This is a genomic window from Bacillus andreraoultii, assembly GCF_001244735.1.
In the GTDB taxonomy this organism is placed as follows: Bacteria; Bacillota; Bacilli; order Bacillales; family Caldibacillaceae; genus Caldifermentibacillus; species Caldifermentibacillus andreraoultii.
In genome coordinates, this window is sequence record NZ_LN868937.1 from 151,994 (window position 1) to 165,234 (window position 13,241).

The window sequence follows — 13,241 nt, forward strand, 5'->3', positions numbered from 1 at the left end:
CAGAATGAAATATAATAAATCAGTTATGACGAAATTAATTAACCAGCATCGTGAATTGCATGATGAGTTAAAACGGATAAAGGTAGAAATGGGATTAGAGAAAAATTTAGCTATTAAAGCATTGTACCATTCGGTTGTAGCAGATAATGGACCTTATATGAAGGAATATCAAGAATTAGATAGATAATGAGAAAAGCCCTTTTGTTCACTTAGCTAAGGAACGAGGGGTATTTTCTTATATATAATCAGGTTAGTCTTTCACAAGTACGTCTTAATTGACCAGCTTTATAATCGGGCGACTGGTAATTAAGAAGACAAGCAAATTCAAACATAAGGTATGTTTATACTTTTTCACAAGAAACCTGAGAGAGGATATTTCAATGAATGATAGAAAAAGGCACAACCGGTCATTTACCAGTTGTGCCATGTATGAAACATTCAGATTATTTAAGATCGTATTTGGTAATCACGGTTAGACTGCTTATCTTAATTTGCGTGCGATAGTTCTTTGTTCGTTTCTCCCTCTTGTTCGTTGTCACCTAACAAATGGACAAGCTTTTTAGACAAGGTGAGAAGAACGATACCGAGAACAATAACTGCAATACCAATAACGGAAAATACTTCAAAGTACCCCATATTTCCAGTTAACGCGCCTAATTGACCGGCAAGGATATTTGCCACAAAAGAACTAGCCATCCAAACAGCCATTAGTAAGGAAGAAAACTTAACTGGTGCATATTTACTTACAAATGATAGTCCTACAGGAGATAGGAACAATTCACCAATTGTATGGAAAAGATAAGTGAATACGATAAACATAATGTTGGCCTTTGTTGTAATATTATGTTCATCACTACCTGTTTGCATAATCGCAAATAATAGAACAATAAAGCCCATTCCTAGCATAATCATTCCAAGTCCCATTTTTGTTGGAACTGGGAGGTCACCACGTTTTGAATTAGCTAATTTTGTCCATAGCATTGATACAACTGGTGCCAAAAGAATAATGAATAACGGGTTAACAGATTGGAACCAAGATGTTGGTATTTCCCATCCAAAGATGGAACGATCAACAAATTTATCTGTGTAAATGCTTAACGCTCCACCAGCTTGTTCAAATCCGGCCCAGAAGAAAATAACAAATGCAGCTAAAATAAAAATAACTGTTGTTCTATTTTTTTCTACTTTTGTAAGTTTTTGTTTTTCCACTGAACCTGTATTTGACGTTTGTGGTTTTCCAACAGGTTTTTTACCGATATCACCTAAGAAACGATTTCCTAAAGCATTAAAGACAATTTGTCCAATAACCATACCAATTGCAGATGCAAGGAATCCATACTTATAACCATATTCGATTACTCCACTTGCTTGGACTGCAAACCACTTATCAGTGATTGCACCAATAAGTAATGGTGCGAAGAATGCCCCTGTGTTAATGCCCATGTAGAAAATTGTAAACGCACTATCGCGTCGTTTATCATTAGGACCATAAAGCTCACCAACAACAGTGGAGATATTTGGTTTGAAAAATCCGTTACCAATAATAAGTAAGCCTAAACCGATGTACACGGCGGTAAAACTTTGATGGGCAAAAAGAACAAAGTTTCCTATTGCCATTGTAATTCCGCCCATTGTAATGGCTAGTCGTTGACCTAGGTACCTATCAGAAAGGTATCCACCAATTAAGGGTGTAAAATAAACTGCTCCTGTAAAGAATCCATATAACATAAGAGCAGTACGTTGATCCATGCCTAACCCACCGTTAATTAAAGATTTGGTTAAGTATAGGACTAGGATCGCTCTCATTCCATAATAACTAAATCGCTCCCACATTTCTGTCAAAAATAACAGATATAATCCAGGAGGGTGTTTCTCTGTTTGTTTAGTCATAGTTGTAGCCATATAAAAGCCCCCCAGTTATGATAAGTATTCGTGTAAATTATTTTAATATAATTTATATTAGTTTATTAGTGATGAAATCGTCAATGAAATTCTTGAAGAAGCAAAATTGACAAAATGTCTAATTTAATCAATATTATATCATTTGACGTTTAAAGCATTGATAGGATTGGGTATTAAAGTTTAGAAGGATGTATATAAAGGGAAGTAAAACCAATATTTACTATATTGAAACAATTGGTATGAATGACAGTAACTAAGTAAATTCGACAGGCAATGTAATTATAAACTAAGTTGATCAATCTGTCATGAGTGACTTTTGATTATATTAAAGACCATAGTAACATCTATTGATTTAGATAAATGAATAGCCCCCCTGCTAGCTAGTCGTTTGGGGTTAACTATGGATATAATTATTATCTTTTCCCCGATAGGAACTAAATATGTTTTATTATTAAATTTGTTACTACAAAGAGTTTATCGTTTTACCGTATCTCCTCGCTTTTTGACACCCACTTATAATAAGCCAATACTGAAACTAATAAGAAAGGATTTAGAATGAATGAGTACCTGGTCTTCCACCAACCATAGCGGAAGTAACCCCAAGGTTCAGGCAATATTGCGACCAGTTCATACAGTGTAATAGCAATTACCCAACAGAATATATAAATAATTTGTTTATAGATTTTTTGCTGAAATGGATACCAATTTAAATACAACATATTAACAGGAGGAATGATAACAGTAAGTGCAGGGAGCACAAACCAATTAATTTCCTTTGTAAAGTACCAATAGCCATGGTATTTAAAGTCAATGAAAGTCTCTGTAACCGCTTGGAAGGAAATGGTGAACGTCCATATATGAATTAATTGATTTTTATTAAGTCGTTTGTTTGTTGTAAAAGCAAGTAAATTAAACAGAATAATTGAAGATATAAAAACAATCATCGAATTTCGTCCTTTTTCTATAAGCATCTACTAGTGAGTTTCTATTTATGCAGATAAATTTATAGAAGAAAATGGATTCATTGTAATCAATATGAATTATACTGAATGAAAGGAGGGGTTGTATGGAACAGCTATACATAAAGCAAAAGGTATTTAGTTTAAGCGGGAAGTTTACAGTAAAGAATCAAGAGGGGAAAGATGTTTATTATGTGGAAGGGAGTTTTATGCAAATTCCAAAATCTTTCTCTGTAAAGAATTCCAATAGTGAAGAAGTTGCACGGATTACAAAGAAGGTGTTTAGCTTTTTACCAAAGTTTTTCGTTGAGGTGAATGGACGAGAAGTATTAACGATTAAGAAAGAGTTGTCTTTCTTTAAAGCACGGTATTCGATTGAGGCAGCAGGTGTCGAAGTACGTGGAAATTGGTTAGATATGGATTTCCAAGTCCTACAATATGGTGAAGTCGTTGGTCAAGTAAGTAAGGAGTGGTTCACTTGGGGAGATAGCTATAAAGTTCAAATATTAAATGAAGAGATGGAAAAAATGATTATTGCTATTGTCATTGCAATTGACTGCGTGAAGGCTGATGAAGCGGCCGCCTCTTCAGCATCGGTCAACTAATATCATGTGTTAAGTAGGAAAAATGTATAGGATCCTTGTAAAATGATAGAAAAGTACCCTAAGTGCAGGAAGAAGTAATATTTTTCCTGCTTTTTTGCGTATAGGATAGTATAAGCGCACAAGAAAGGCTATAGCAACATCGCATCAAGGCCGAAAAACGCTCTTTCTTTTCGGTGCTCTCTTTCACCTGATGGCTCTAGCGATTAAGTCCATATAATTGTGTAAAAAGAGAATAAGCCATATCAACTTCTGGCAACAATGTTTTCAACCCTAGAAAAAATTGCAAAGGAGAAATTGATATGACTCAATTACAGCTTACCCTAAATTTGGAGGATTTAAAAGTAGATGTAGTAAACTCAAATTTGAATGAAGTGATGAAAGCTTCTCTCGTTCTTGTACTAAATCAATTAATGGAACAACAAAGGGATGACTATATACAAGCACTTCCATACGAAAGAACGGAGGGGCGCACTGGGCATCGAAACGGTTACTATGACAGAAGTCTGACCGTATCCATAGGGAATCTTGAATTGAAAGTACCAAGAACACGAGATGGCCAGTTTTCGCCAACGTTGTTTGAGAAGTGGCAACGGAAGGAACAATCTTTTGTCCTTTCCATGTTGGAAATGGTGGTAAATGGTGTCTCTACTAGAAAGGTAAAGAAAGTAGTTAAACAACTATGCGGAGAAGAAGTATCAAAATCATTTATATCCGGACTAACTGAAAAGTTAGATGCAGAAGTGAATAAGTGGGCAGGGCGTCCGTTAAATGTGATGTATTATAAATATATTTTTACCGATGCCATGTATATTAAGGTGCGAGAACACAATCGAGTAGTCAGTAAAGCTGTCTATATTGCCGTAGGTGTGAATAAACAGAATAAAAGGGAAATTATCGGTTTGAAGGTTAGTCACGCTGAATCTAAAGCAGGATGGAATGAGTTTTTTGCCTATTTAAAAGCGAGGGGACTTCAATCTCCGAGCCTTATTATTTCCGATGCCCATGAAGGTCAAAAGAATGCCATTAGAGAGTCATTTATTGGTACGACATGGCAACGTTGTACTTTTCATTTCAAGAAGAATCTAAAAGATGCCATGCCTAAAAAAGGGTCAAAAGAGGTAATGGATTTAATAAAAGATATATTTGATGCACCTGGTATTAAGGAGGCAAGGAAATTAAAGGAACAATTCATGGAAACATATGAGGAAGATTCCCTTTTTTCAAAAGCAGCCAAGTTATTAGATGAGGGATTTGAAGATGCCATTCAATTTTTTAATGAACCAAAATCTTATCGGAAAAGTCTAAGAACGACCAATAATTTAGAAAGAATAAATCAAGAAGTTCGCCGGAGGGATCGGGTAATCCGGATTTATCCGAACAATCAATCAGCGTTCAGATTGATTGGTGCTGTTCTTATGGATATAGAGGAGACACTAGATTCTGGAGGAAAGAAATTTTTAAATTAACTAATACCCATATACGCGCAGCGAAAATTTTGTAAGGAAAAAGGGGGTACCCCCTTTTTCCTTACAAAATCGCACTATATTCCATAATTGGTTGAATCATTGTATATTTGATTTTACACAAAGTTATGGACTTGACTCATAGAAGCGGTCTATGAGCCGAAAATGATAGAGTTTCCGTAAAAACAGGTTCATAGAAGTAATCTATGAGCCAAAATTGATTGGGATTCCGCAAAAAAGGGTTCATAGAAGCGGTCTATGAGCCAAAAATGATTGGGATTCCGCAAAAAAGGGTTCATAGAAGTAATCTATGAGCCAAAATTGATTGGGATTCCGCAAAAAAGGGTTCATAGAAGCGGTCTATGAGCCAAAAATGATTGGGATTCCGCAAAAAAGGGTTCATAGAAGTGTACTATGAGCCAAAAATGATTGGGATTCCACAAAAAAGGGTTCATAGAAGTGTTCTATGAGTCAAAAATGATTGGGATTCCGCAAAAAAGGGTTCATAGAAGTGTTCTATGAGCCGAAAACGATGAGGATTCTGCAAAAAGTGGTTCATAGAAGCGGTCTATGAGCCGAAAATGATAGAGTTTCCGTAAAAATAGGTTCATAGAAGTAATCTATGAGCCAAAATTGATAGAAATTCAGCAGAACCGGGCGTATAGAACGAGTAAAAAATATCAAGTAAACAGCCTAATAAAAAAAGGAGACAAATTCAATCACCCCGGCACCTTTTCTAATTCATCAGCAAGTTTTTTTATCCAGGTTCGTTGACTTGTTCATATTAATAATGAATATCCATAATCTTAGTATCATATGGATATATATGTAGTTAAATGTCAATAAGGGGATGGGTGATTACATGGATGAAAAGTCAGCAAGAAATAAAAGCCCTAATATCGATGAAAAACAACAGCAATTAGACCGGTACCGTATCCAGAACGCAGGGAAACCATTGACGACTAATCAAGGGAGAAAAATAGCAAATGATACAGACATATTGAAAGCTGGTGTCCGCGGTCCAACCTTACATGAAGACTGGCAGTACTTTGAGAAAATGTCTCATTTCGTACAGGAAGAGCAACCGGAAAGGGTAGTTCATGCTAGAGGGTATAGTGCCCATGGGGAGTTTGAATGTTACCAGTCGATGAAACATGTAACAAGAGCATGTTTTTTACAAGAACCAGGGAAAAAGACGCCTTTAACAATTCGTTTCTCCACTGTACAAGGTCCAAGAGGGTCATACGATACAGCAAGAGATTTACGTTGTCAAGGTGTTAAGTTTTATACAGAAGAAGGAAATTACGATCTAACAACGATTGCCATGCCTGTATTAATTAATCAAGATCCAATGCAATTTCCAGATATGATTCATGCTTACCAGGCAAAGTCAGATGATGATATCCCAACTGCTACCGGTGCACACGACCGATTTTGGGATTATGTTGCCAATAATCCGGATTCCATCCATATGGTGACGTGGATTATGTCGCCACGGGGAGTGTTAAGAAGTTACCGAATGATGGAATCGTGGTCCATTAATACGTACTTATTTATTAATGAACAAGATGTGGCTACCTTTGTTCGTTTTGTTTGGAAGCCTGTTCTAGGTGTCCATTCTTTACTTAATGAAGAAGCAATAAAAATTGGTGGCTTAGACCCTGATTTCCACCGCAAAGACCTCCGAGAGGCAATTAATAAAGGTTTTTACCCGGAGTATGAACTAGGTGTCCAGTTGATTCCGATGGAGGATGAATTTAAATTTGATTTTGATATTCTTGACCCGTCCAAGTTTTGGCCAGAAGAGTTGATCCCTGTTCAAATCATCGGGAAAATGACACTGAATAGAAACATAGATAATTACCATACCGAATCTGAACAAGCAGCTTTTAATCCAGCTAATGTCGTTCCTGGAATTGGCTTTTCCAATGACCCTGTACTGCAAGGAAGATTAATTGCTTATCATATGGCACAAACACATCGGATGGGACCAAATTTTCAAGAATTACCGATTAATAAGCCGCTTTGTCCATTTCATAATAATCAACGTAGAGGCACTATGAGGTATCGTATTGATATTGATCAAGTAAATTATCATCGAAATTCGCTATGCAATAATACGCCGTACGAGACCCCAGTAGAACAAGGTGGTTATGAACATTATCCAAAAAAAGTAGAGGGGCATGTCATCCGTGCTCGCAGTGAATCATTTAACGACTTCTTTACCCAGCCAAGAATCTTCTGGAATAGCCTGACACTTGTTGAAAAACAACACACAATTGAAGCGTTTAGCTATCAACTCGGAAAAGTGAGAAGTGAATCTGTCCGCCAGCAAAATGTCAATTTGTTAGTGAATATTGATAAAGATTTAGCCAATATTGTAGCTGATAATATTGGTGTAGATCGCCCGAGTGGGACCCATGTCCCTGTTTCTACAAGATATCCATCACTAAGTCAGGCGAGTACCCCGAAATATGCACATACACTAAAAGTAGGGGTGTTAATTGGTAATGGCTTTGACAGTGAGGAAGTGATAAACGTTTTAAATCTATTAAATAAATATGGAGTTTTTATCGTCATTGTTAGTGAAACACTCGGTACTGTCACAGGTGATGATGGTAAAAAGCTAAAAGTCGATGAATCGTTCATTACGACAAGTCCTTATCTACTAGATGCTCTTTATGTCGTTGGCGGACGTCATAAAAAACAAGAGAGATTTAATGCCAATGTGAACAAATTTATTAATGGAGCATATAAGCTATACAAACCAATTGGCGTTGCTTCAATGGGGCAACCGCTTATGTCTGCTTCAAAAGGCAATAATTTAGCTGGAGTTGTTTTTGCAACAAATAATCCAAACTTTGGAGAAGAATTTATTTTAGCAATAGCCCAGCAACGGTTTTGGAATCGAACTTAATAACGATAGAAGAAGGGTACCACAATGGTGTACCCTAATTTTTATTAACGTATATGAATAATTCATTTTTTTACCGCTCATAATTAAAAGGGTTCTCATGAAAGATGTCGAATAAGATACACACGAGATATCAATGTTGGAAATAAACACGTTTAAAACGAAGGAGAGCGATCATGAGTTTAAAAGAAGAATTTAAACACGAAATGAAAAACATAATGAAAGATGTAGAAAAAGAAGTATCGAAGACATGGAAAATCAATTATAAAGGTCATTCTATTGAAATAATAAATGAGATAAAAGAAGAGAGACTTATTATTGACGGAGTAACTGTTGATGGAAATAAACGAAAATCTATCTTTTCACATATTATACCGTATTCAAAACTAACCGGATTACTAGAGTTGTCAGACGGGACGAAACATAAAGTATCTGTAAAAATTGGTGGGTACGTAAAACTTAATTGTATCGTTAAAGTAGATAAAGAGATTATTTTCAATGATTCTATGAAGCTTGAATTCATTCCATGGGAACATAAGGAGAAAATCGTTTCCTACATTCAACAACAAGTTCAAGAACATGGGAAAATAGATGATGATTATTTACCAGATGAAGATTACATATATGCAGAAGGTCAACTACGGTTTGCTGCAGGGTTTTCAGATCAATTAGCTGATGACATTCCGACTCCTTTTTTTGCGAAAAAATTAGTAAAGCTTTTTGAAGAACAAATAAATAACCCAACAACGAAAACACGAAAAGCCACTTATGAAAGCATAATCTCTGACACTATTGCAAGCTACGGGAATGAATTTATCGCCCGATTTGAAGAGGCACAATTGGATGAAGCCCTTGTCCAGAAAGAAGCATTGTGGCTGTTGGAACATGCTGCACACCGAGAAGTAGTGAAGTTTGCCATTATTGCTCTTGGCTGTACAAATTGTGAAAAACACAAAGACCTATTATTGACGATAGGCATGCATGAAGAATTTACATCTTATGTGCTTTTTGCTTTGAAGGACGGATCAGCACAAGCAAATGAAGAAATCTGGCAACTGGCAAAGTCGCTTCAAGGTTGGGGGAAGATTGCAGCTGTCGAACAACTGGAAGCTAGAACAGAGGAAATAAAGTATTGGCTGTTAACAAAAGGCTGCAAAAATGCGATTATGAATGAATACTTAGCATCCACTTGCGCAACAAAAGGTGATCTCGATATTGCTCTTTATGAAGAGACAATCTCTAAAGATTTATATGATGGGGCCGGTATTATTATTGAAGCGCTACTAAATGAAGAATCCCCTCATGAAGGGATTGATGCTTATCCTTATGCAGGTGCTGTTCTATCGCGGTTTGTTACCCATGCACATACACATTGTAAAGAACTGAAAGATTTTATTCCGATTATGAAGATATCGCGCTTTTTAGATCAAGAGGAGGAAGTGTGGGAGGAACGATTTCATAATCAATGGAAACGGCATGAATATGATTCTATAAAAGAGGCAATTCAACCGCTAATTAATGATTCAAAATGGTCAAGAGAAGCAGCAGAGGCCTTACAGCAAGGTTTTGATTATCAAGCGTTTGAAGTAGCTGATTTTTACGGATTAGACGTGATATCTGACTTGTTTAAACTACTTGAGAAGTCCCCGCTGGATAGTGAGTTGTATTTAGCCATTATGCATACAAATAAGCTACAATATATTACGGATTTATGTAGGTTTGCACAGGAGAATTTTTCCCTATCAAATCTATCCGATGATGAACAAGTTTGTTTACAATTTATCATTCAGGACTTACATAAATTTGAAGGAATGGGACTTCCATTAATTGAAGCAGCTCTTGAGTCGAATAATGAAGGCTTGCAATACCACGCGTTAGTTGCCTTAGATGTATGGCAGCTACCGGTAGCAAATAATCCGTCCCTTCAAACGACAGTTAAAAATATTGCAGCGGTATCAAAAGATAAAGAACACCGTCAGTTAGCGAAGAAGATATTAAAGAATAACTAATAAAAGCCGTGCTATTCAACTAGAGTAGCGCGGCTTTCACTTTTCTATGAAAATATCATTGCAACGAGTGGACCTAAAAAGGATCCGATAATTGCACATAATGTCATCGTAACGGAACTCATTGAAAATGTTAGTTCACTATATTCAGCTGCTTTAGACGTTCCAATGGCATGTGAGGCGCTTCCGAGGGCAATTCCTCTACCAATAGCACTGTGCACGCGTAATAATTTAAAGATTGTCGGTGCTACAATTGAACCGAAAATCCCTGCAATAATGACACAAACAATCGTCATAGAAACATTTCCACCCATTCCTCTAGCTACTTCTATCGCAACAGGCGTTGTAAGGGATTTGGGGATAATGGAGAGGATTAATGTTTGATTGATACCTAGCATCTTAGCAAAAAGGCTAACACTTAACATCCCAGTAATTGCACCAATAAGAACCCCACCTAAAATAGGGAGGAAATTATGAATTAAAAAATGACGTTGTTTATATAAAGGAAAAGCAAGTGCGGCAACGGATGGGCCGAGAAGGGTATTAATCCATTTACCACCAATCATATAGCTATTATATGGGATATGAAAAATTAATAGAATAGCAATAATTAATGTTGTTGCTGTTAATATAGGAATTAAATACGAATAAGAATACCGTTTATATAATTTATTTGTAAGAAAGTAAATAACGATTGTTAATAAAATCATGCCGACTGTGAAGGGAATTTGTTGCATTTTGACTCATCCTTTCCTTTTCCAACTAATTTCTCTAAGTATTGGCCAGCCGCTCCTGATATAGCAATTGAAAATATTGTACTTACGAGTACGGCGGCAATAAGTAATACTCCGTGGACAGAAAGTAATGTTGGATAATTCATAATCCCCACTGCTGATGGAATAAAGAATAACATGAGTACACTTAAAAGAAAGCTTGCTCCATTTTCAATAAATTTTGATGGAATTATTTTTAAACATAAACAACTAAATAGCAGCAAGAGAGCAACGATACTTCCAGGAATGATGAGGTGAAAAAAGTCGTGAATAACATTACCAATAAAGGAAAACACGTATAAAATAGTAATTTGCATAATAATGATAAAAACTTTCATATTTGAGTACTGCCCTTATATAAGGGCAAATTCCCTTCTTTCTTCTTTTTCGTTTTTCGGTCATGAAACACAATAGCAAAATGTGCTATTTTTCACAAATATAAACTGATAGGATACCCCATAGTAGGAAAGGAGTACTTTCGGTTTCAGGAACCAATTAATTAGTATAGCACTAGCTCCCTTCATTTACAAACGGTTATCATCAAATTGGTCTAGCACTTTTCCCCCTAATAAAGCAAACATTTCGTACATAAATATTTGAAGCTGTTCTTCAGGTGGCAATGAAATCGTCGGTATTCTTTAAAAGCCCATATATTTTTGTTTTAATGATACTCATGAGAAGGCTCCTTTTCTAAAATGTATTTGCCTAGTAGCATACATTTATTATAGAGTGCCTTCTCTCTTTTTTTCAGAAACTTGCTTGACTTCCTTTCGAGAAAAAGTTTGCACAAATTCCCTTTCTTCATTTAAAATCCTTCATAAAAAAATTTGTATGTATGTTCGTCTATAAGTTGAATGTGTCAGTAAATTGTCAAATGAGATAGTTGATGGAAAGAATACAGATGGTATAGTATAAGATGGTCGTTAGGAAAGAACAGTAGGGTTGTTGGAAACTTAATATAATTAATAAACGTTCTTTTGTAGTATAATTTTGGCTATAATTCTTTTGAAAAATCAATATATCATGCTGTTATTTTTCATATATAATTAGACCTGAAATATTCATAGCTACAAATCCCATTTGATAAAATTTGTTAAATTAGTTGAACATAACGGTATTTAATTAAGAACCGTAGCCAATTCATAAAATAACTGAATTTTCAATAGAACAACTCTGGTATTTTGGGCATACTTCCCCCTTGACTGAAAAATTTATTTTTTTCAGTTATGAGAAGTATTCTATTGGTCATTCCAATTGTAGTTTTTGAATTCGATTCAGTACATCCCAAAAGAAATTTTGATACACAAAACTCGATGATAGTTTGAAGTAAAGGGATCTGCCTGATTTCACGACTTTACTTGCCGCTTTAATTAACCGAGTACGTATCGTATCAATTTGCATAGTTTTTTGACCTTCCGGAAAACAAAGAGTTCGTAACCAATTGGTCAAATTATATGCAAGAAGTGTTAACATCATTTTTACTTCGTTCACTAGAAAAGCGTGGCTATTCATATGATCAAAGTAAAAGCCATTTTTTGCTTCTTTGATATAGTTTTCCATCGTCCCTCTTTTTTGATAAGCTCGGACGATATCTTGAGGAAAAGCTAATTCAAAGTTAGTAACAAAAAAGGAATGGGTAAAGAACAGCTCACCTGCAGGACGTACCGATTGAATAATCACCCTTCTTGGTTTTGACCATGATTTTGCTTGGTAAATCGTTTCTTCATAATAGGTTTCCGTCTTGGAAACATCTAAAGGTGCGGAAGAAGGATGGTATTCCTTCGCTAAACTTTGTAGTTGTGAATTCGATTTCAACCGAATAATATACAAAACAGATTCTTCTTCACACAGATCGTATAATCCCGGAACAGCAAACCCACTATCTCCACGAAGAAACAGGGTAGTTTCCGGAAACATTTCGTTATAATGTTTAATGAGAGGCCGAATAAATTCCACCACACCATTTGATGTATAAACATTTCCGGGACGGAGTTGTGCTTTCAAAAAGTCACCAGTCGCACCATCAAAGGCGACTAATGGATGAAAACCCATCGTGCCATAATGAGTATTATATGACGAAGATTCTTGGTCCCCATATGTATCCGAATGAGTCGAATCCAAGTCGATAAATAACTCTTTCGATTGTCGAAAACAATGAATCTTATCAAGCATTTCTTGGTTAGCCAGATTTAATTGTTCAATTGAATCTTTATCAAATCGTGTATAAAAGCGAGACAAACTGGGCTGGGAAGCAAGTGTTGGAGTTTCAATGATTTCCTTAAACACAGGATCATGAGTCAACTGATCAGCCGCATCATCTTCCGCATACCCGGCAATGATTTGATAGACTTTTTGACGTAACAAGTTTTCATTTGAATGAAGATAATATTTCCTTGAATCGTTAAGTCTCAAGTACTTAACTAAAGTCTTTGAAAAACCAATTTTTTCATCGAATTCTCTAAAAAGAAACTCACCTGTATCGGAGGAAAGAGAACCTCCATCATTTGACAATTTAATTTTATGATTGAAATCAAGTGTTTTTTGCGTTAAAGTAACCATATAAAGAGTCCTTTCTGTTTGGTTTTTGTTTTGGTTACTTTAACTTTAACAGAAATGGAT

At 35.8% G+C, this 13,241-nt stretch carries 10 protein-coding genes; 5 read left to right on the plus strand and 5 right to left on the minus strand.

Going from position 1 to position 13,241, the window contains the following annotated elements; all coding sequences use genetic code 11:
* The first annotated feature begins 4 nt into the window (after positions 1-4).
* A complete protein-coding gene (locus tag BN2144_RS06215) occupies positions 5-187 on the plus strand; it encodes a hypothetical protein (RefSeq protein WP_033827416.1) in 183 nt (60 codons plus the stop codon).
* A gap of 299 nt (positions 188-486) precedes the next feature.
* Here BN2144_RS06215 and BN2144_RS06220 read toward each other — a convergent pair whose 3' ends face one another.
* Together BN2144_RS06220 and BN2144_RS06225 are read right to left on the minus strand one after the other, a co-directional pair.
* Positions 487-1,902, minus strand: a complete 1,416-nt coding sequence (locus BN2144_RS06220) for a peptide MFS transporter (RefSeq protein ID WP_042337683.1) — start codon at positions 1,900-1,902, stop codon at positions 487-489.
* Positions 1,903-2,384: 482 nt separating this feature from the next.
* Complete coding sequence (locus tag BN2144_RS06225; protein ID WP_033827417.1) at positions 2,385-2,846, minus strand: hypothetical protein; 462 nt, start codon at positions 2,844-2,846, stop codon at positions 2,385-2,387.
* A gap of 122 nt (positions 2,847-2,968) precedes the next feature.
* Between BN2144_RS06225 and BN2144_RS06230 the strand changes: the two genes are divergently transcribed.
* From BN2144_RS06230 to BN2144_RS06245, 4 genes are all read left to right on the plus strand, one after another.
* The gene (locus tag BN2144_RS06230) at positions 2,969-3,466 is read left to right on the plus strand and encodes an LURP-one-related/scramblase family protein (protein WP_033827418.1); all 498 of its coding nucleotides are present in this window, start codon (positions 2,969-2,971) and stop codon (positions 3,464-3,466) included.
* A 299-nt stretch (positions 3,467-3,765) separates the two neighbouring features.
* Positions 3,766-4,932: an IS256 family transposase gene (locus BN2144_RS06235; protein ID WP_033826335.1), complete on the plus strand. Its 1,167-nt coding sequence runs from the start codon at positions 3,766-3,768 to the stop codon at positions 4,930-4,932.
* A gap of 859 nt (positions 4,933-5,791) precedes the next feature.
* Positions 5,792-7,846 (plus strand): catalase, encoded by a 2,055-nt coding sequence (locus tag BN2144_RS06240; protein WP_033827419.1) that lies wholly within the window; start codon positions 5,792-5,794, stop codon positions 7,844-7,846.
* A gap of 173 nt (positions 7,847-8,019) precedes the next feature.
* Positions 8,020-9,852 carry a hypothetical protein gene (locus BN2144_RS06245; RefSeq protein WP_033827420.1) on the plus strand — a complete coding sequence of 611 codons (1,833 nt, stop codon included), beginning with the start codon at positions 8,020-8,022 and terminating at the stop codon, positions 9,850-9,852.
* 44 nt (positions 9,853-9,896) lie between these two features.
* On the opposite strand, the gene BN2144_RS06250 is transcribed toward BN2144_RS06245, so the two are convergent.
* The 3 genes from BN2144_RS06250 to BN2144_RS06260 all read right to left on the minus strand — a co-directional run bounded on the left by BN2144_RS06250 (position 9,897) and on the right by BN2144_RS06260 (position 13,181).
* The gene (locus BN2144_RS06250) at positions 9,897-10,586 is read right to left on the minus strand and encodes an LrgB family protein (protein ID WP_033827421.1); all 690 of its coding nucleotides are present in this window, start codon (positions 10,584-10,586) and stop codon (positions 9,897-9,899) included.
* Positions 10,556-10,960 carry a CidA/LrgA family protein gene (locus BN2144_RS06255; protein ID WP_033827422.1) on the minus strand — a complete coding sequence of 135 codons (405 nt, stop codon included), beginning with the start codon at positions 10,958-10,960 and terminating at the stop codon, positions 10,556-10,558. Before BN2144_RS06255 ends, BN2144_RS06250 begins: the two co-directional genes overlap by 31 nt.
* A 907-nt stretch (positions 10,961-11,867) precedes the next feature.
* A complete protein-coding gene (locus BN2144_RS06260) occupies positions 11,868-13,181 on the minus strand; it encodes an IS1380-like element ISBco1 family transposase (protein ID WP_017550355.1) in 1,314 nt (437 codons plus the stop codon).
* Positions 13,182-13,241: the final 60 nt, after the last annotated feature.

Excerpts from the sequence above, each read along its gene's own strand:
- BN2144_RS06215 (WP_033827416.1), top strand. The coding sequence starts at position 5 with ATGAAATATAATAAATCAGTTATGACGAAATTAATTAACCAGCATCGT.
- BN2144_RS06220 (WP_042337683.1), bottom strand. The coding sequence starts at position 1,902 with ATGGCTACAACTATGACTAAACAAACAGAGAAACACCCTCCTGGATTA.
- BN2144_RS06225 (WP_033827417.1), bottom strand. The coding sequence starts at position 2,846 with ATGATTGTTTTTATATCTTCAATTATTCTGTTTAATTTACTTGCTTTT.
- BN2144_RS06230 (WP_033827418.1), top strand. The coding sequence starts at position 2,969 with ATGGAACAGCTATACATAAAGCAAAAGGTATTTAGTTTAAGCGGGAAG.
- BN2144_RS06235 (WP_033826335.1), top strand. The coding sequence starts at position 3,766 with ATGACTCAATTACAGCTTACCCTAAATTTGGAGGATTTAAAAGTAGAT.
- BN2144_RS06240 (WP_033827419.1), top strand. The coding sequence starts at position 5,792 with ATGGATGAAAAGTCAGCAAGAAATAAAAGCCCTAATATCGATGAAAAA.
- BN2144_RS06245 (WP_033827420.1), top strand. The coding sequence starts at position 8,020 with ATGAGTTTAAAAGAAGAATTTAAACACGAAATGAAAAACATAATGAAA.
- BN2144_RS06250 (WP_033827421.1), bottom strand. The coding sequence starts at position 10,586 with ATGCAACAAATTCCCTTCACAGTCGGCATGATTTTATTAACAATCGTT.
- BN2144_RS06255 (WP_033827422.1), bottom strand. The coding sequence starts at position 10,960 with ATGAAAGTTTTTATCATTATTATGCAAATTACTATTTTATACGTGTTT.
- BN2144_RS06260 (WP_017550355.1), bottom strand. The coding sequence starts at position 13,181 with ATGGTTACTTTAACGCAAAAAACACTTGATTTCAATCATAAAATTAAA.